Below are 19,441 nucleotides of genomic sequence, written 5' to 3'. Positions count from 1 at the left end.
GTCTTTTGGGGCGGGCACCTGTCACGGGTGCCCGCCCTTCTACGCCCGAGGTTGCGGGCAATCATCCTGGCAAGAGGGGGACACCTGTGACCGGGCTTCTCATGGAAAATATTTCAATGCGTTTTGACCTGCCCAATGGCGGGCATGTGCAAGCGCTTCAAGATGTCTCATTGGACATCAAATCCGGCGAATTGATGAGCGTGCTTGGCCCATCGGGCTGCGGCAAAACCACACTTTTGAACATCGTTGCGGGCTTTTTGGCCCCTACCGAAGGCAAAATCATTTTGAATGGCAACACCGTGACAGGCCCAAGCCCGGAACGTGGCATGGTCTTTCAACAAGGCGCTTTGTTCGAATGGATGACGGTACGTGAAAACGTGTCATTCGGCCCCGACATGAAGGGCATCAGCCGCGCCGAAAGCAAAGAGAATGTAGAACACCTTCTTGAAGTGGTCGGTTTGCAAGACTTCAAGGAAAAGGCGATTTACGAACTGTCCGGCGGGATGCAACAACGTGTGGCTTTGGCCCGTTGCCTTGCCAACGACCCTGACGTGATTTTGATGGACGAACCCTTGGGGGCTTTGGATGCTTTGACTCGCGAAAAGATGCAAAGCCTTGTGTTGGACCTGTGGAAAGACACCGGCAAGACCATCATCTTGATCACGCACTCCGTTGAAGAGGCATTGCTGCTGGGTGAACGCCTGTTGGTAATGGCCCCGCGCCCCGGTCGTGTGCACAAAGAATATCGCTTGCCGTTTGCCGGACTTGGTGTCGGAAACGATCTGCGTGAAGTCAAAAAACACAAGGATTACGCCAGCACGCGTGAGGAAATCCTGGAAATGATCTGGAGCATGGAAGAAGAAATCATGGGCCGGACGGAGGAAAGCGCATGACCGGTTTACTTGTACTTGCCCTATATGTTGCGGCGTTCTTTGGCTCTTTCTTGCTGGCTAAGAAAATTTTCGCCAGCGCCTTCGAAAAGAAGGGCTTCAATCGCCTAAAAACCGTGACTTTTGGCGATGAAAGCGCGATCACTGCAAACCGTGTTGCATCTATCGTGTCCGTGATCACTGTGTTTTGGCTTTGGGTGGCGTTTACCAACTCTGTCATTCCATTGCCAAAGTTTCCGGGTCCGTATTCCGGTGATATGACATTCACCTACACCGCGCAGCTTGAGGACGGATCGACCGACGATGCAACCGTGACCATGCGCGTCTATCGTGAAGACATTCAGCAAACGGTGGATGCCGAAGGCAACCCGGGGCGCGAACCATCCGCCGCAGAAGTCGAACCGGGCGACGGATTTGCCAAGAACGACACTTTGACCGTGGCACGTTACGGGTTCAAGGTGGTCAATGTCTGGGGCAACGACGAGGTTTCAAAGAAAGAGGGGTCCAAGATTGTCGCCCTGAATGGTGAACCCATCGCGCCGGGTGAAAAAGTATCGGTGCCCGAAGGCACCATTGGTCTGACAGACAAAGGCACTCCAACCTTTGCCCCTGCCACCGGTTTGCGTATGGCGCGCCTTTACCTGCCTGCGCCGGAACTGGTGTTCGCCCGCTTTATCGAGCTGAATGTGGAAGGCTATCAGGGCTACAAGCTGTGGGAACACACCGGCTATTCGCTGTTCCGCGTTTTGGTCGGCTTTTTGCTGGGTGCTTTGGTCGGTGTTCCTATTGGCTACGCTATGGGTCTGACGGGTTGGGCGCGTGGGTGGTTTGACCCTATCGTCGAATTCATGCGGCCTATCCCGCCATTGGCTTTGATTCCGCTGATCATCATCTGGTTCGGCATCGGAGAAAACGGTAAGATCGTTCTGCTGTTCCTGGCGTCTTTGTGGATCATGATCATTGCTGCGCGTTCTGGCGTGTCGGGGGTGGCCATTGCCAAGGTCCACGCCGCCTATTCGCTGGGCGCTTCCAAGTCGCAAATCCTGACTAAGGTCATTGTCCCCAATTCCCTGCCTGACATCTTTACAGGTGCCCGTGTTGCGATGGGGGTTTGTTGGGGTACGGTGGTTGCTGCTGAACTTGTTGCTGCGAACGTAGGTCTGGGTAAAATGATTGTCACAGCGTCCAAGTTCCAGCTGACTGACATCATCATTGTCGGGATCGTTGTGATCGGTCTTATCGGCTTTGCGATTGAGGTCGGCATGCGTAAACTGGAAAGCTGGCTGATCCCATGGAGAGGCAAAGTCTAACCTACTCCGCATTTCCAAAGAATAAAGCCGCGCCTTAGGGTGCGGCTTTTTTATGTCTGACAGTTGGGCATAAAAAAGGTGGGGTGAACCCCACCTTACTGACCTTTGGCGGTAAGGTGCACCTTGGTGCACCCGCCCCCGTTTAGGAATGGTCTTTGTAGTTGATTTCTGGGGTGTCCTTGCCTGATTTTTCGCGGCGCACCAGAAGACGGTTCAGCGCATGAACGTAGGCTTTGGCTGACGCCACAACGGTATCAGTGTCCGCAGATTCGCCAGTCACGATCCGCCCGTCTTCTTCCATGCGCACCGACACTGTGGCCTGAGCATCCGTGCCTTCGGTCACGGCATGCACCTGATACAGCTGCAACCGCGCGTCATGGGGGAACAGGGCTTTGACCGCGTTGAATGTTGCATCTACAGGGCCGTCGCCGGTCTGGGTGGATGTGGATTCAACGCCATCTATTTCCATGACCAGATCGGCCTGCTGTGGCCCTTCTGTGCCACATTGCACACGCAAAGATTTGACCTTGATCCGCTCAATCTCCGGATCATCAGAGGCCCGCATCAACGCCACGACATCATCGTCGTAAACTTCTTTTTTGCGGTCAGCCAGTTCCTTGAAGCGCACAAACACATCGCGCAATTGGTTGTCGCCGACCTCAAAACCAAGGTCTTCCAACTTGGCCCGCAAGGCCGCGCGGCCCGAGTGTTTGCCCAACGGCAAAGACGTGCCAGACAGGCCCACGTCCTCGGGGCGCATGATTTCGAAGGTTTCGGCATTTTTCAACATGCCGTCCTGGTGGATACCGCTTTCATGGGCAAAGGCGTTCTTGCCCACGATGGCTTTGTTGAACTGGACGGGAAAACCCGAAACCGTGGCTACGCGCCGCGAGATGTTCATCAGCTTGCGCGTATCAATGCCCGTCTGGAAGGGCATCAGATCGTTGCGGACCCTCAAAGCCATCACCACCTCTTCCAAGGCGGTGTTGCCCGCGCGTTCGCCCAAGCCATTGATCGTACATTCGATCTGGCGGGCACCGGCTTCTACGGCTGCCAAGCTGTTGGCCGTCGCCATGCCAAGGTCGTTGTGACAGTGGGTGGCAAAGATCACATCCTGTGCGCCGGGCACCTCTGCGATCAGCTTGCGGATCAGCTCGGCGCTTTCGCGCGGCGCGGTGTAGCCCACGGTGTCGGGGATGTTGATCGTCGTGGCCCCTGCCTTGATTGCGATTTCGATAACACGGCACAAATAGTCAAATTCTGTGCGGGTCGCGTCCATGGGCGACCATTGCACATTGTCACACAGGTTGCGGGCGTGGCTGACGGTTTCGTCGATGCGCACGGCCATTTCGTCCTTGGTCAGATTTGGAATGGCGCGGTGCAGGGGCGATGTGCCGATGAACGTATGAATGCGCGGTTTGGCTGCGTGTTTCACCGCCTCCCAGCAGCGGTCGATGTCACCGGTCTGGGCGCGGGCCAAGCCGCATATCACCGAATTGACGCTGCGCTCGGCAATTTCCGAGACCGCGTTGAAATCCCCTTCGGAGGCGATGGGGAAGCCCGCCTCGATGATATCGACGCCCATTTCGTCCAAAAGCCCGGCGATTTCGATTTTTTCTGCGTGGGTCATCGTGGCGCCCGGGGATTGTTCCCCGTCGCGCAAAGTTGTGTCGAAGATAACGACTTTATCTTGCGCATCGGTTTGCGCAGCTTGGTCTTGCGTGTTTGTCATTTGAATTCTCTTTTTTGTCCTGATCCGTGGCGCGCTATTCTGCCTTGTTATGGGCTACTCCTCTGAGCGGGCGCGCCGAAGGACACGCTCAGAGGCGGAATAGGATCAGTAGGCCGCATAGGGACGCTGCGCTGGATGCGCGGGCGTTCAGGGTATGTGCGGTCTGTGTCATGGCCTCCGTTATACCGAGGCTTTGGTAAATGAAAAGTATGTTTTTGCAGAGCACCTCGCCCCGTCTTGTTTTGAGGTCACTTCAGAAGGTACAATTTTTGCCACAAACTTCGTTGAATACCTGCATCTTTCGGCTAGTTCTCTGGGCATGAACAAGGTTTTAATTTTGGGCGCGTCTGGCGGCATTGGGGCTTCATTGGCGCATGCTTACACGGAACAGGGTGCGGATGTCGTCGGGCTTTCGCGGTCTGTTGACGGCTTTGATGTGACGGACCCGCACAGCGTCGCACTGCATCTGGGCGGTTTGCAGCATAGCTTTGATCGCGTTGTTGTGGCGACGGGTGCATTGGAAATTGCAGGAGCGGTACCAGAAAAAACCATAAAGGGATTGTCTGCCAAAGCCATGGCCGACCAATTTGCACTAAATACCATTGGTCCCGCCCTTGTTTTGTCGCACGCTCATCTTCTTTTGCCGCGTGATCGTCGCGCCGTATTCACGGTGCTGACCGCCCGCGTCGGATCAATTGGTGACAACCGTATAGGCGGATGGATCAGCTACCGCGCGGCTAAGGCAGCCGCCAATCAGGTCGTGCGCACAGCAGCCATTGAACTGGGCCGCAGCCACCCCCAAAGCTGCATTGCGGCGCTACATCCGGGCACGGTAGAAACACCCTTCACGCGTAAATACCTGGCCCGCCACCCGTCGGTTCCAGCAGATGAGGCCGCGCAGAATCTCATCACTGTGATGGATGGGCTAACACCGGATCAAAGCGGTGGATTTTATGACTATTCCGGCAAGCAGGTGGCATGGTGACACGATTGGTTTTGGTGCTGGGCGACCAGCTAAGCACGACCCTAAGCGCATTGACGCAAGCGGACCGCGACACGGATGTGGTCGTCATGGCCGAGGTCAAAGCCGAAGGCACCTATGTGCGGCACCACCCCAAGAAGATCGCGTTGATCCTGGCGGCGATGCGCAAATTTGCGGCCCAATTGCGGGCGGATGGCTGGCAGGTGGCCTATTCGGAACTGGACGACACCGACAACACCCAAAGCATCGTGGGCGAACTGCTGCGCCGTGCCGACCAATATGGTGCGTCCCAAGTGCTGGCGACCGAACCCGGCGAATGGCGTCTGATCGAGGCGCTGCGTGATGCGCCGTTGCAAGTCGGTGTTCTGCAAGACGATCGTTTTTTGGCGTCTCATGCGACATTCGAGGCATGGGCCGAGGGGCGCAAACAGTTGCGGATGGAGTATTTCTACCGCGACATGCGCCGGACCACAGGGCTGATGATGGAGGGCGACAAACCCGCCGGAGACAAGTGGAACTTTGACCACGACAACCGCAAACCCGCACCCAAAGATGTGACCATCGGCGGACCTTTGGTCTTTGAACCGGACGCAGAGGTCAACGCGGTGCTGGATCTGGTTGAAGCGGAATTTGGCGATCACTTTGGCCAGTTGCGCCCGTTTTCCTATGGCACCACGCGGGCAGAGGCGCTGCGGGCTTTGGATCATTTTGTGACCCATGCTTTGCCGCGTTTTGGTGACTTTCAGGATGCGATGCTAAGCGATCACCGCTTTTTGTATCACGCTGTTCTGTCGCCTTATCTGAACATTGGCCTGCTTGGCCCGCTTGAGATCTGCCAAGCTGTCGAACAGGCTTGGAAAGACGGTCACGCCCCGATCAATGCCGCCGAGGGGTTTATCCGCCAGATCATCGGCTGGCGCGAATATGTGCGGGGCATCTATTTTCTGGAAGGCCCCGACTACACGAAGCGTAACGTGCTTGAGCAAACAGCAGACCTGCCGGCCTTGTATTGGGGCAGCAAGACGAAGATGCGCTGCCTGTCCAAGGCTGTTAAGCAGACTGACGTGGAAGCCTACGCCCACCATATCCAGCGCCTCATGGTAACGGGTAATTTTGCGCTGCTGGCGGGGGTGGATCCGCGCCATGTGCATGAATGGTATCTGGCTGTTTATGTCGATGCGTTTGAATGGGTCGAAGCGCCGAACACCGTGGGCATGTCCCAGTTTGCTGATGGCGGGATCATCGCCTCCAAGCCCTATGTGTCGTCGGGGGCCTACATCAATCGCATGTCGGACTACTGCAAGGGGTGCCACTATAAGGTGGCCCAAAAGACCGGCGAAGGGGCGTGCCCGTTCAATCTGCTGTACTGGCACTTTCTGGACACCCACCGCCCGCGCTTTTCCAACAACGCGCGGATGGGGAATATGTACCGCACGTGGGACCGTATGGACGAAGACAAACGGGATGTGATCTTGCGTGAAGGGCAGGATTTTCTGGATCGTATGCGGGCCGGAGAGGTGGTCTAGGCGATCTAACCGTCTTGCTTTAGAGCGCCGTTTTCCCATGTGCCTTCGGCTTCTTCGCCGGTGGAGTAGCGCATGGTGCCTGTGCCTTGGCGCTTGCCCTGTTTGAAGGTGCCTTCATAGATGTCGCCATTGTCATAGGTTGCGGTGCCTTGGCCGTCGATTTCGCCAGCGTTCCATTCACCTTCATATTGAAAGCCGTTGGACATGATGATTTTGCCCGTGCCGTGGCGTTGCCCGTCTTTGAAGGCGCCCTCGTAAACTGTTCCATCGGGGTAGGACGCTTTGCCCGTGCCGTGGCGTTGGCCGTTCAACCAATCGCCTTCATAGCGGTAACCATCTGCGTAGGTCATCACGCCTTTGCCATGGTTGCGCGCGTTCTGGAAACCGCCTTCGTAAACGACCCCGTTGGTATAAGTGGCTTTGCCTTGGCCCTCGATCACACCCGCGACCCAGTCGCCTTCGTAGGTGTTGCCGCCCTTGTAGATAATTTTGCCCGTGCCTTCGGCCAGATCATCGCGGAATGTGCCCTCGTAGATAGAGCCATCGGGGTAGGTCACGCGGCCCTGACCTTCGATCTGACCTGCCACCCAATCACCTGAGTAGACATAGCCATCGTTGCCGGTGAAGGTGCCTGTTCCGTGGCGCTGATCATCTGCAAAATCGCCGACATACACATCACCGTTGGCGTAGGTGACTTTGCCATTGCCCTGACGGCGGCCTGCCACAAGATCGCCTTCATAAACGTCGCCATTGGGTTGGGTCAGTTTGCCTTGACCGTCGATTTGCCCGTCTTTCCAAAGGCCCACATAGACCAAGCCGTCAGGCATGGTCAGTGTGCCGGTGCCTGCGCGTTTGCCGGCAACGATCTGGCCGTCATACACAGCGCCATCAGGATAAGTGATTGTGCCAATGCCTTGTTTGACGCCGTCGATCCAGTCGCCTTTGTATTCGTAGCCGCCGGGGCTTTGCATGACGCCTTTGCCGTGGTGCTTGGCGTTGCGAAACGTGCCTTCGTAGCGCACGCCGTTGGCGTAAAGCGCCACACCTTGACCCATAATCGCACCGGACACCCAATCGCCTTCATAGGTGCCGCCATCAGCAAAGGTGATCTTGCCAAAGCCCTCTGGCTTGCCTTTGGAGAATTCTCCTTCATAGACAGAGCCATTGGGGAAACGCGCGACGCCTGCGCCTTTGATCTCGCCCTCTTCCCAAGTTCCGGAATACTCATAGCCGTTGGGCAAGCGGTAGGTGCCTTGCCCGTGCTGCAGGCCACCCTGAAAGGTGCCTTCATAGATGCCGCCATCGTCGTATTGTTTGGTCAAGACCTGACCGTCCTGCGCCAATGCAGGCGCAGACAGAAGGGCAAAAGCAAGAATCGCGTGTTTAAAGGTCATATGGCACCTGTCGTTTGAAGCTGAACCCTAAAAGATGGGCCGTGCTGCGGCAACGCCTTTTGCGCAATTGCGCCCTTGCCCTTCCACTTTGTGATGCATCTGCTAGATCAGGCATAAGTTTTGACGCAAGAGAGACCGGATATGGCAGATACGTTTCGCATCACGTTGGCGCAGTTGAACCCGACAGTTGGCGACATTGCAGGCAACGCGGCACTGGCACGGGACGCGTGGGATCAGGGCAAAGCGGCGGGGGCTGATCTGGTGGCGCTGCCTGAAATGTTCATCACGGGCTACAACGCTCAGGATCTGGTGATGAAGCCTGTGTTTCGGGATGCCGCTTTGGCGGCGATCGAGGCTTTGGCGGCAGACTGTGCCGACGGGCCAGCCTTGGCGATTGGCGGACCCTTGTTTGAAGACGGCAAGCTATACAACGCCTACTTCATTTGCCGCGGCGGCAAGATTGCTTCCAAATCCCTGAAACACCACTTGCCCAACGAAACCGTCTTTGACGAGGTGCGCGTGTTTGATGCGGGACCTTTGGGGGGGCCGTATTCCGTAGGCAACACACGGATCGGATCGCCCATTTGCGAAGACGCATGGCACGAAGATGTGGCGGAGACGCTGGCAGAAACGGGGGCCGAATTTTTGTTGGTGCCCAACGGTTCACCCTATTATCGCGGTAAGTTCGATACACGTATGAACCATATGGTGGCCCGTGTGATTGAGACGGAATTGCCGTTGATTTACCTGAATATGGTCGGTGGTCAGGACGATCAGGTCTTTGATGGGGCGTCTTTTGCATTGAACCCCGGCGGTGCGCTTGCGGTGCAACTTCCTGCTTTTGATAGCGTTGTGGCGCACATTGATTTGGAACGCGGGGCCGACGGGTGGCGCGTGGTCGAAGGCGACAAGGCCACCCATGCAGATGAATGGGAACAAGATTACCGCGTTATGGTGCAATCCTTGCGGGATTATATGCGCAAGACAGGTTTCAAAAAGGTTCTTTTGGGCATGTCGGGTGGCATTGATTCCGCGATTGTGGCCACAATTGCCGTAGATGCGCTGGGCGCTGAAAATGTGCGTTGTGTGATGCTGCCGTCGGAATACACATCGGAAGAGTCGCTGGAAGATGCTAAAGCCTGTGCCAACGCCATAGGGGCGCATTATGATTTTGTGCCGATCAGCGAAGGGCGGCAGGCCATCACAAACACGCTTGCGCCGTTGTTTGAGGATACCGAAACGGATGTCACCGAAGAAAACATCCAGTCCCGTTTGCGTGGACTTTTGTTGATGGCACTAAGCAACAAATTTGGTGAAATGCTACTGACCACAGGCAATAAATCCGAGGTCGCAGTGGGCTATGCCACGATTTATGGCGACATGTCTGGTGGCTATAATCCGATCAAGGACCTTTATAAAACGCGCGTGTTTGAAACCTGCCGTTGGCGGAATGAACACCACCGCGACTGGATGATGGGTCCCGCAGGCGAAGTGATCCCCGACCGGATCATCACCAAACCACCGACGGCGGAATTGCGGGAAGACCAAAAAGACAGCGACAGCTTGCCGGATTATCCCGAGCTGGACGCGTTGTTGGAACTGTTGGTGGACCGCGAAGCGTCCATTGCTGATTGTGTGGATGCAGGATTTGAAAAGGCCACGGCGGAACGGATCGAGCATCTGATTTATATTAGCGAATACAAACGCTTTCAGTCCGCGCCGGGTGCGCGTCTGACGCCACGCGCCTTTTGGCTGGACCGCCGCTATCCAATCGCAAACCGGTGGCGCGACCGCTGATGCCGGGTGGTGCGCCACAGGCACACCTTACGGATGACGCGTTGATCGTTCGCGTCAATCCAAAGCGATTTCGTACCATCATATGGACAAGCCTGATTCTGGGTATGTTCTTTGCAGGGGGCGGTTTTGTGCTTCTGGTGTGGGGGCAAGAAGGGCGTGGGTTTGGGTTGGCTGTGTTCTTGCTTGGCGCGCTGTTTTTGTATCTGGGTGCGATGAATTTCGGTATTTCCCGCGCACGCCCTGTTGCCTTGCGTTTGGATGCCAACGGGGCGTCCGGCTACTATGTTCCCTCTGTCACTTGGGACGAGGTTGCGATGATTGGTGTTGATGGTACGGACAGCGGTGCCAGTCTGGTGTTTCGGTTGCATGATGTTCAAGAACTGCGTGCCCGCCAGAAAACAGCGTGGGCACGGCTTGGAACAGTTGCCGCAGGCCCGCAAGGATGGCACCTGCGGGTGCCCCAGCTTGTCATGGATGTCCCGGTTTCAGACCTTTGCGCACATGCGCAGAAACTCCACGCAGCAGCAAAGTAAGGCGTGGCTTGCCGCGCCAAGGCGCAGCTTACGGTGTTGTGATTTGCTTTCGCCCCTCGGCTGTCAGACCGTATTCTCATGAAACGTATATTTTTTGCTATGACAGTGGCTTTTGTTGCAACATCTGCTGACGCATGCGGCCCTGACACAGATTGCGGGCTTGGGGACCGCCACTACCGTATCGCCATGCCCGAAGGTCATGACGGTGCCACACCTGTTGGGGCGATTGTGTTCGCGCATGGGTATCGTGGGTCGGCACATGGCGTGATGCGCAACATGTTTATGCGCCGTTTGGTGTCGGACATGGGACTTGCTTTGATTGCGGGCAAATCACTTGACGAAGACTGGGTGTTGCCCAACAGCCCGTCGCATTTTGACAGCGATGGCCAACAAGAGATCGCGTATTTTGAGGAAGTGTTGACGGATGCCACCAAGCGCTTTGCCATTGATCGGGACCGGGTGATGGTGTCGGGGTTTTCGGCAGGGGGAATGATGGTTTGGAACCTGGCCTGCGCAAAGCCTGATCTGTTTGCGGGCTTTGCTCCGATTTCCGGAACGTTTTGGTTGGAACCACCCGCCACCTGCGTAACCCCCGTGACCAGTGTGATCCATATCCACGGCGACGCGGATAAAACAGTGCCATTGGAGGGGCGCGCTATTCGGCACACCAGACAAGGCGCAGTGGATCAATCGTTAAGTATGTATGCGCAGCAGGGTGATTTCGCGGTGGCGGAACATGCGAATTTTGGCGATCTGCGGTGTAAGAATAGAACGAATGCGGCAGGGGAAGTGTTGGAGTTTTGCCTCTTTGAGGGCGGTCATTCCTTTCGGGTCGCGTTTTTGCAGCATGCTTGGGATCGACTGAAGGCTGCAGGGCAACTGTGACGGGGTAAGGTGCGCCTTGGCGCACCACGCGGCCCCTTCGGAACTGGACAATGCAGCGCCCGTATGACAAGCCTCGCGCCGATAGGAGACCTTGTCCATGACCACCACCCGTTTCGCCCCATCGCCCACAGGCTACCTGCACATCGGCAACCTGCGCACGGCTTTGATGAATTATCTGATTGCCCGCAAAGCAGGCGGCACATTCATTCTGCGCATTGATGATACGGATCCGGAGCGGTCTGAGGAAAAATATGTGGACGGCATCAAGCAGGACCTCGAATGGCTTGGGCTGCACTGGGACCGGGTAGAACGCCAGGGCGAACGGATGGACCGTTATGCCGAAGCTGCGGCCAAGCTGCGCGAAATGGATCGCTTCTACGAGGCGTTTGAGACGCCAACCGAGCTGGATCTGAAGCGCAAAAAACAACTGAACATGGGCAAACCGCCAGTCTATGACCGTGCGGCTTTGGCGCTTGGTGCAGCGGACCGTGACGCACTGCGGGCAGAACGCGGCGACGGGGTGTGGCGTTTCAAGCTGGACCATACACGGATCGAATGGGCCGATGGTGTCTTGGGCGATATTTCAATTGATGCGGCATCCGTGTCAGATCCTGTCCTGATCCGTGGTGACGGGCAGGTGCTATACACCATCGCCTCTGTTGTGGATGACATGGAGATGGGTGTCACAGATGTTGTGCGTGGTTCTGACCACGTCACGAACACAGCCACTCAAATCCAGATCATCGAAGCGTTGGGTGGCACGCCCCCGCGTTTTGCACACCATTCACTGTTGACCGGACCGCAGGGTGAGGCGTTGTCGAAACGCTTGGGAACACTGGCGTTGCGTGACTTGCGCGAGGCCGGTGTACAACCCATGGCGCTGTTGAGCCTTATGGCGCGTTTGGGGTCTTCTGATCCGGTTGAGTTGCGTATGGATATGGCTGAATTGGTGGATGGTTTCGATATCAGCCGTTTTGGCTCTGCCCCCACAAAATTCGATGTTGCAGATGTTTACCCTTTGACGGGGCGCTATTTGCAGGCGTTGCCGCTGGATGCTGTGGCCGACGACATTGCGGCGCTTGGTGTGCCTGATGATATGGCGGATCTGTTCTGGACCGTCACACGCGACAATATCTCGACTTTGAAAGATCTGTCGGGTTGGTGGACGCTGTTTTCCAAAGGTGCAGACCCTGTTATCGACGATGAGGATGCCGATTTTGTAGCGCAAGCCTTGGGGTTATTGCCCGAAGGTCCGTTTGATGCGAACACTTGGGGCACATGGACTGCCGCGGTCAAGGAAGCCACCGGCCGCAAGGGCCGTGGTTTGTTCATGCCACTACGTAAGGCACTGACTGGTCAGGCTCATGGCCCGGATATGTCCGCTGTCATGCCGCTTTTGCAGGTGGTGAAGGCACGTTCCTGATCCGGCTTGATCAGGTCCGACCTTATCTGGCGTTGTACGCGTGGCCCCTGTCGGATGCCTCCGGCGGAGGTTTATTTGGCGAGATGAAGTTGGATCGGATGGTGCATGGCGGGTGAACAGGCGAAGTTCTTAAGCGGAAATCTGTTTTCCCACGTGACTGTCATGTCATTGACGGCCTCCGTTGGTTTGATGGCTGTCTTTTTAGTCGATTTTGTCGACATGATTTTCATTTCGATGCTTGGCAAAGCGGAGCTTGCAGCGGCCGTTGGCTATGCTGGTGCAATTTTATTTTTTACCACGTCTTTTGGCATTGGAATGGCGATTGCTGTGGGTGCTTTGGTGGCCCGTGCACTTGGCGAAGGAAATGTGGAACTTGCCCGTGGGCGCACTGCCACCGGATTACTGTACGGCGTTGTTTTCGGGGTGTTTTTTGGTATCGTGGTGTGGCTCAATCTGCGCGGCCTTGTTACGCTCCTGGGCGCGACCGGAGACACTGTTGATCTTGCTGTAAGTTACCTGCGCATCATTGTGCCATCTATGCCTTTGCTGGTGATCGGTATGATGGGGGGCGCGGTGTTGCGCGCCTATGGCGATGCGCGGCGCGCCATGATGGCCACCATCTATGGCGGCCTTGTGAATGCCATTTTGGATCCCATCCTGATCTTTGGCCTGGACCTTGAATTGACGGGTGCTGCCGTTGCCTCTGTCATTGCGCGGGTTGCTATTGCAGGCACATCATTGTTGCCAATTATACGCCACCACGGCGGCATCACCTTGCCCCGTGCTGCAGACCTGTCACGGGATTTCAGCCCGATTTTGGCGATTGCGGCGCCTTCCATCATGACCCAGCTGGCCACCCCCATCGGTCAGGCCATCGTCACCCGCAACATGGCGCAGTTCGGCGAAGACGCGGTTGCAGGCATGGCCATTGTTTCGCGTATCGTGCCCGTGGCCTTTGGCGTGTTGTTTGCCTTGTCTGGTGCTGTGGGGCCAATCATTGGCCAGAACTTCGGCGCAAAAGACTATGGGCGTGTGCGTGGCGGCTACAATGCGGCTTTGCTGTTTGCGGCCATCTTTACGGTTTTGGTTTCAGCCCTTTTGTTCCTGCTGCGCGGGCCAATACTGGCTTTGTTCAATATGGACGGTGTCGGCGCTGACCTTGTTTTGGTGTTCTGTGGTCCCATCGCGCTGCTGTTTTACTTTAACGGGGTTCTCTTTGTCAGCAATGCAGCCTTCAACAATTTAGGGCACCCGTTTTATTCCACATGGATGAATTGGGGGCGCAATACCTTTGCGATGTTGCCCTTTGTTTGGTTGGGGGGATTATGGCTTGGACCCGAAGGCGTGTTGTGGGGCCAAGCAGCTGCAGGCGTGGTATTTGGGATCGTGTCGTGGCGCCTTGCGGTGAGTGTCATTGCCAAGGACAGCGGAGAACTGCCACCGCGCGGACCGTTCGCACGGCAACGCAGCCTGTTAGAGATTTTGCACTTGCGCCGATAAACCATGCAGATGGTGATCCACCAGCGCGGTTTCAGATGCGCTGAGCAACTGTGCGCGAGGGTACAGCGGCGACGCGCGATCGTTCAGGATCGGGGTGGACCAACCGTCTGTTGTGTCAAAGAAATCGGCGACGCCTTGCGTGCCGAACACACGTAGGTATCCTTGCACCACAACGTCCAGATAGCTCAGTAAAATGCGATGATCGCCGCTTGACCGCATGTCTTCCGGTGGAACGGCGTAGACGGCAATGTCATGCGGGGCCTGGTCGACAGTGACGGCGTCTGTTGCCGGTACGCGGGCGTATCCGCTTTCACGCAGGTCAAGCGCTGCCCAGTCGTTGTTGGGTACGGCCGCAATCAAACCGGCGATGCTGTGTCCCGGGGCCGGAACCCCCGTTAGAAACACGATGTCGCGCAGATCCGTCCGCACCCATGCCCGACGCCATCCATGTAGCGTCGCGGGGCGTGCGTGTGGGTAAGAGTGGGTGTCGGTGTTCACAAGGCTGCCATAGCCGAAAAAATGTGGATCGTTCATTCTTTGGCACGTAGCACTTGTGCAGGCCGCGCAGCAAGAGGCGCCCACGCAAAGGCCAAACCCGCCAAAAGCGTGGCGATAACGCCGCCCGCGATGATCGCAATGGCGTTGGGCCAGATCACGTTGAAATCGGTTTCCATCACAAAGCGGCTGACGGCCCATCCCCCTGCGATGCCCGCCGCCAACGCCACAGCCCCCGCTGCAAAACCCAAAAGGGCTGCACGCAACGCAAAGCTGCGCAAAATGCGCCCCCGTGAAGCACCAAGCGTCTTAAGCACGGCTGCCTCGTAAGTGCGGGCTTTGGTGCCAGCCGCCGCCGCGCCGATCAAAACCAGAAAGCCTGTGATCAATGTGGCTGCTGCCCCGTATGATGTGGCCGCTGCAAGTCCCGCCAAGACATCCGCCACGCGGTTGATGGCATCGCGTACCCGAATTGCAGTGATGTTGGGGTAAGCCGTCGCCAGATCGCGCAGAATTTGCGCTTCGGCCTCTTCCTCTGCGTAGACGGTTGAAATGAACGTATGCGGCGCACCTTGCAATGCGGCCGGGTTCATCGTCAGGACAAAGCCCATTTCAGCCGTTGAAAAATCAACATCGCGGAAGGAGGTGATGGTGCCCGTGATGTCACGGCCCAACACATTGATCGTCAGCGTATCGTTGAGCTTAAGGCCCATTTCTTCGGCCTCTTCAGCGGCGAAGCTGATTTGTGGTGGCCCAACATAGCCTTCATCCCACCATGCGCCTTCCGTAATCTTGGTGTTTTCCGAAGGGCGTTCGGCATAGGTCACGGCACGGTCACCCTGAATGACCCAATGTTCGCCGGAATATTCCCGTGCCGGTGTATCGTTGATTTCGGTGATAACCCCCCGCAGCATCGGTGCGCTGTCGACGCGACTGACGGCAGGGTCGCTTTCCAGTCTTTTGGTGTAGCCGGGCATTTGATCGCGTTGAATATCCACAAAGAAATACGATGGGGCCACGTCAGGCAGGTTGGTTGTGATGGCTCCGCGCAAGTTGCCGTCGATTTGCCCGACAGCAGCCAGCACAGACAGCCCAAGACCTAACGACAAGACCACGGATGCAGCCCCTTCGCGGGGACCCGATATAGAGGCAAGCGCCCACCGCAAAGCGGGCCGCCCCTTAGAGACCGCGGCGCCACGTCGGGATGTCCAGCGAATGATCACAGCCGTAACACTTAGCAGCAAAAGCGCCCCGGCGATTCCGCCAGCGGTCCAAAGCGTCAACCGCCATGTCCCGGAAAAGAATCCGGCCAATCCGATGAGGGCCGCAAGGCCAAGGCCCGTGAAAAAGATGTACTTGAGCGCTGGCAAAGCGCTTGAGGTGTCTACGCCGTCCCGAAACAAGGTCGCGGCCCGCACGTTTTCGGCGCGGGCCAATGGCCAAAGGGTAAAGACAAAGGCCGTTAGCAAGCCGTACAGCGCAGCTTCGGCCAAGGGGGCGGGATAAATGCCGATTTGGGACGGTATTGGCAAACGCGCTTCAATCAAAGGGGCAAGGGCGGCAGGCACCAACGCGCCCAGCGCCACACCGATGGCGATGCCCAGCAACGACAAGACCCCGATTTGGATGAAATACGTCTGGAATATTGTGCTGCGCTCTGCGCCAAGCGTGCGCAAAGTTGCGATGACACCGGTTTTATCACTCAGATAACTGCGCACTGCGGCAGAGACCCCGACGCCCCCGACGGCAAGGCCCGATAGCCCCACAAGCACCAGAAACGCGCCCAGACGGTTCACGAATTGCGCCACACCCGGCGCCCCGTTGCGTGCATCGGTCCAGCGCATGCCGGTGTTTTCAAACTGCGCTTTTGCTGCGGCTTCAAGCGCTTTAAGATCCGCCCCTTCTTCCAGCTTCAGGCGGTACTTTGTTTCGAACAAAGACCCCGACGTCAGAAGTTGTGCATCTTTCAAAGCCTCGGTGTAGACGATGGTGCGGGGTCCAAGTGAAAACCCGCTGGCGGCACCGTCAGGTTCGCGTGTCAGAACCGCACGTAGGGTGAAGTCTTGGGTACCTAACGCAAATGTATCGCCGACGCTTAGGCCAAGGCGATCGCTGAGCACACGTTCCATAACCGCGCCATAGTCTGCCAACGCCACATCCAGCGGCATCTCGGGCATCAATCCTACAGTTCCAACCAACGGGTAAGCATCATCGATGGCCTTGATCTGGGTCAGGGCGCGTTCATCGCCAACGACGGCCATAGACCGAAAGTCGGCTATTTCCGAAACGCGCGTCGCGGTGGTGTCCATCCATGCGCGTTCGTCTGCGGTGGCGAACCGGTATGTGAAGTCCAGTTCAGCATCGCCGCCCAAGATCGCGGCCCCTTCGCGGGCCAAACCGGCCTCGATCCCGGAACGAACCGATCCCACGGCTGCGATGGCAGCCACACCCAAAGCCAGACAGGCCAGAAAAATGCGAAATCCTTTTATGCCGCCACGCAGTTCGCGTTTGGCAAATTTGGCGGCCGTTGCAAGGCTCATTCTGCGGCCTGTGCCAGATCAGCAATGCGTCCGTCTTCCAGACGAATGACCCGATCGCAGCGTGTCGCCAAGGCATCGGCGTGTGTCACCAGAACCAGCGTCGCGCCATGTTTGTCGCGCAACCCGAATAGCAAATCCATAATGGCAGCCCCGTTGGAGCCGTCCAGATTGCCCGTAGGCTCATCTGCCAGCAGTATTTTGGGACGGGGTGCGGCTGCGCGTGCCAATGCAACGCGTTGTTGTTCGCCCCCTGACATTTGCGAAGGATAGTGGCCGGACCGGTGTGCCAGCCCGACGGCGTCAAGCTCTGCCTCGGCGCGCTCAAATGCATCGCGAACACCTGCCAGTTCCAACGGCGTTGCCACATTTTCCAATGCGGTCATCGTGGGTATCAAATGGAACGATTGAAAAACGACGCCCATATTGTCGCGGCGGAACCGTGCAAGGGCATCTTCGTTCATCGCCGTTAAGTCGTGACCCAAAGCGTGGATTGACCCGCCCGTTGCCATTTCCAAACCACCCATCAACATCAACAGCGATGATTTGCCAGACCCTGATGGTCCAATCAGCCCTACCGTTTCTCCAGATTGCACATCCATAGAGATCCCATGCAAAATATCCACCCGCCCGGCATTGCCATCCAGTGACAGGGCCGCATTATTTAACGATAGGACTGGATTGGACATGCATGTGCGCCTTTATAGAGGTGTACGATTGGATATGGAGGCTGGATCACGATGCGCAAGGCAATTGGTGGAATTGTAATGAGTTTTTGGGCGTTTCCTGCATTTGCAGAGGGCGTGGTGATTGCCGCTTTGGGCGACAGCCTGACGCAAGGCTACGGTTTGCAGCAGGCGGATGGCTTTGTGCCCCAGCTGGAAACGTGGCTGCAAGATCAAGGCGCCGAGGTCACGTTGATCAATGCGGGGGTGTCCGGCGACACGACTGCAGGGGGGGCAAGTCGCGTTGCCTGGACGCTTACCCCTGAAGTGGATGCGATGATTGTGGCCCTTGGTGGTAATGATTTGTTGCGCGGCATTGATCCTGCTGTTGGCCGCGCAAATCTGGAAGCAATTTTGCAAGCCGCTAAAGCCGCTGATGTCGCGGTGTTGCTGGTCGGGATGCAAGCACCGGGTAACTATGGGCCTGCATATAAGGACGCATTTGACGCAATGTATCCTGAGCTTGCGGCCCAATACGGGACTTTGTTTCAAGAGAGCTTTTTTGACGGTCTGGGTGGCGCAGGCTTGGACCCTGCACAGGCCCGTCCGTTCTTGCAAGCCGATGGTATCCACCCCAATGCAGAAGGGGTGAAGAAGATTGTTGAGGGCTTTGGCCCGAATGTTCTGGCACTGATCAATGCGGCGCAGCTGGCGGGTGGGTCCTAGGCTCAGGACCCATTAATCCCGTGGCGCCAGCGCCGCAGGATTGATGAGACCTGAGCCTAGTCCGGGCGTACACGCGCTGCGGTTTTGTTGGCGAAGGCTTCAAGGCGCTCACGGGACGCGGGTTGTGTGTTCACAATGCCCGCCAACACGCTCTCCGAATAGGCTGCGTCCAGTGCCGACATGTTTTGCATATGGCTGATGCCAGAACAGATGGCAAAGTTGGACAGGGCCGGGTTTTGGGCTGCCAGATGGGCCAGTTCCATCGCTTTGTCGTCGGTGTTTCCGTCGATCAGGTACTGGCATAGCCCCACGTCCATCGCTTCTTTTTGCTTGTAGACACGGCCTGTCAGCATCATGTCGATCATGCGCGCTTTACCCACAAGATCAGCAACGCGGATGGTCGCCCCACCGCCTGTGAACAACCCGCGCTGGCCTTCCGGCAGGGCGAAATAGGTGGATTGATCCGCGACGCGCACATGCGCGGAAGATGCCAATTCCAGCCCCCCGCCCACTACGGCGCCTTTCAGGGCTGCGATGATCGGCACGCCACCGTATTCCATCTTGTTGAACGCCTCGTGCCAGCGCAGGCACAGGTGCATGAAATCTTCGGGGCGGCGGTCCTCGACGTGGTGTTCTACCAGATCAAGACCGGCACAGAAATGATCGCCTTCGGCGCGCAACACCACGGCTCGCGCACCCATGCGCGGCAGTTTTGAAAAAACTTCGATCAGCTCTTCGATGGTATCGGCGTTCAAGGCGTTGCGTTTTGCAGGGCGTGACAGCACGACCTGGACAACGCCACTATCGTCTCCTGATACGGTTAGGTTTTCCAAAGTGAAGGCGTTGAAATCTTGCATCAGAGGTCTCCGGGGTCAGTGTGATCTATAGGGTGATTAATTGTCTGACATTTGGCGCGTGTCCATCGCTATTTGCACCTTTCGTGAATGTCGCGGCTGTGCCGTGGCGGCATTTTTGGTCAAACATCCATATGCAGGCATAAAATTGCCGCTTTTTAGTGGCAAAGGGACAAAGACCAGCTGGTGACA

General features: G+C 56.9%; 16 protein-coding genes. 10 read left to right on the top strand and 6 right to left on the bottom strand.

Annotated elements, in window-relative coordinates:
* Positions 1 to 86: 86 nt before the first annotated feature.
* A complete protein-coding gene (locus tag ASD8599_RS17255; protein WP_108829685.1) occupies positions 87 to 893 on the top strand; it encodes a taurine ABC transporter ATP-binding protein in 807 nt (268 codons plus the stop codon).
* Complete coding sequence (locus ASD8599_RS17250) at positions 890 to 2,200, top strand: ABC transporter permease (protein ID WP_108829684.1); 1,311 nt, start codon at positions 890 to 892, stop codon at positions 2,198 to 2,200. Before ASD8599_RS17255 ends, ASD8599_RS17250 begins: the two co-directional genes overlap by 4 nt.
* Positions 2,201 to 2,342: 142 nt before the next feature.
* Here the strand turns inward: ASD8599_RS17250 and ASD8599_RS17245 are convergent, their stop codons facing one another.
* Positions 2,343 to 3,932: a 2-isopropylmalate synthase gene (locus ASD8599_RS17245; protein ID WP_108829683.1), complete on the bottom strand. Its 1,590-nt coding sequence runs from the start codon at positions 3,930 to 3,932 to the stop codon at positions 2,343 to 2,345.
* A gap of 319 nt (positions 3,933 to 4,251) precedes the next feature.
* Here ASD8599_RS17245 and ASD8599_RS17240 point away from each other — a divergent pair, with 319 nt between their 5' ends.
* Together ASD8599_RS17240 and ASD8599_RS17235 are read left to right on the top strand one after the other, a co-directional pair.
* Positions 4,252 to 4,917, top strand: a complete 666-nt coding sequence (locus ASD8599_RS17240) for an SDR family oxidoreductase (protein WP_108830250.1) — start codon at positions 4,252 to 4,254, stop codon at positions 4,915 to 4,917.
* Positions 4,911 to 6,440 carry a cryptochrome/photolyase family protein gene (locus tag ASD8599_RS17235; protein ID WP_108829682.1) on the top strand — a complete coding sequence of 510 codons (1,530 nt, stop codon included), beginning with the start codon at positions 4,911 to 4,913 and terminating at the stop codon, positions 6,438 to 6,440. The genes ASD8599_RS17240 and ASD8599_RS17235 overlap by 7 nt, the downstream gene beginning before the upstream one ends.
* A gap of 5 nt (positions 6,441 to 6,445) precedes the next feature.
* On the opposite strand, the gene ASD8599_RS17230 is transcribed toward ASD8599_RS17235, so the two are convergent.
* Positions 6,446 to 7,834, bottom strand: a complete 1,389-nt coding sequence (locus ASD8599_RS17230; protein ID WP_108829681.1) for an MORN repeat-containing protein — start codon at positions 7,832 to 7,834, stop codon at positions 6,446 to 6,448.
* Positions 7,835 to 7,975: 141 nt separating this feature from the next.
* On the opposite strand from ASD8599_RS17230, the gene ASD8599_RS17225 reads away from it, so the two are divergent.
* From ASD8599_RS17225 to ASD8599_RS17205, 5 genes are all read left to right on the top strand, one after another.
* Positions 7,976 to 9,631: an NAD+ synthase gene (locus ASD8599_RS17225; protein ID WP_108829680.1), complete on the top strand. Its 1,656-nt coding sequence runs from the start codon at positions 7,976 to 7,978 to the stop codon at positions 9,629 to 9,631.
* A complete protein-coding gene (locus tag ASD8599_RS17220; protein ID WP_146188234.1) occupies positions 9,616 to 10,164 on the top strand; it encodes a hypothetical protein in 549 nt (182 codons plus the stop codon). The genes ASD8599_RS17225 and ASD8599_RS17220 overlap by 16 nt, the downstream gene beginning before the upstream one ends.
* 78 nt (positions 10,165 to 10,242) lie before the next feature.
* Entirely contained in the window at positions 10,243 to 11,049 is an 807-nt protein-coding gene (locus tag ASD8599_RS17215; RefSeq protein WP_108829678.1) for a CE1 family esterase, read from the top strand.
* A 97-nt stretch (positions 11,050 to 11,146) separates the two neighbouring features.
* Complete coding sequence (gene gltX, locus ASD8599_RS17210; protein WP_108829677.1) at positions 11,147 to 12,472, top strand: glutamate--tRNA ligase; 1,326 nt, start codon at positions 11,147 to 11,149, stop codon at positions 12,470 to 12,472.
* 105 nt (positions 12,473 to 12,577) lie between these two features.
* Positions 12,578 to 13,972 carry an MATE family efflux transporter gene (locus ASD8599_RS17205; protein WP_108829676.1) on the top strand — a complete coding sequence of 465 codons (1,395 nt, stop codon included), beginning with the start codon at positions 12,578 to 12,580 and terminating at the stop codon, positions 13,970 to 13,972.
* On the opposite strand, the gene ASD8599_RS17200 is transcribed toward ASD8599_RS17205, so the two are convergent.
* From ASD8599_RS17200 to ASD8599_RS17190, 3 genes are read right to left on the bottom strand one after another with little or no spacing between them, the layout of a single operon-like run.
* Positions 13,946 to 14,506, bottom strand: coding sequence for a gamma-glutamylcyclotransferase family protein (locus ASD8599_RS17200; protein ID WP_108829675.1), 561 nt, complete (start codon positions 14,504 to 14,506; stop codon positions 13,946 to 13,948). The genes ASD8599_RS17205 and ASD8599_RS17200 overlap by 27 nt on opposite strands.
* Positions 14,503 to 17,007: an ABC transporter permease gene (locus ASD8599_RS17195; protein ID WP_108829674.1), complete on the bottom strand. Its 2,505-nt coding sequence runs from the start codon at positions 17,005 to 17,007 to the stop codon at positions 14,503 to 14,505. The genes ASD8599_RS17200 and ASD8599_RS17195 overlap by 4 nt, the downstream gene beginning before the upstream one ends.
* Positions 17,004 to 17,693 carry an ABC transporter ATP-binding protein gene (locus ASD8599_RS17190; protein WP_108829673.1) on the bottom strand — a complete coding sequence of 230 codons (690 nt, stop codon included), beginning with the start codon at positions 17,691 to 17,693 and terminating at the stop codon, positions 17,004 to 17,006. Before ASD8599_RS17190 ends, ASD8599_RS17195 begins: the two co-directional genes overlap by 4 nt.
* Positions 17,694 to 17,744: 51 nt before the next feature.
* On the opposite strand from ASD8599_RS17190, the gene ASD8599_RS17185 reads away from it, so the two are divergent.
* A complete protein-coding gene (locus tag ASD8599_RS17185; RefSeq protein WP_108829672.1) occupies positions 17,745 to 18,395 on the top strand; it encodes an arylesterase in 651 nt (216 codons plus the stop codon).
* Positions 18,396 to 18,451: 56 nt separating this feature from the next.
* Here ASD8599_RS17185 and ASD8599_RS17180 read toward each other — a convergent pair whose 3' ends face one another.
* Positions 18,452 to 19,252: a crotonase/enoyl-CoA hydratase family protein gene (locus tag ASD8599_RS17180; RefSeq protein ID WP_108829671.1), complete on the bottom strand. Its 801-nt coding sequence runs from the start codon at positions 19,250 to 19,252 to the stop codon at positions 18,452 to 18,454.
* Positions 19,253 to 19,441: the final 189 nt, after the last annotated feature.

This window comes from Ascidiaceihabitans donghaensis, from assembly GCF_900302465.1.
Lineage (GTDB): Bacteria > Pseudomonadota > Alphaproteobacteria > Rhodobacterales > Rhodobacteraceae > Ascidiaceihabitans > Ascidiaceihabitans donghaensis.
This window is presented reverse-complemented; position numbering and strand designations above follow the sequence as displayed.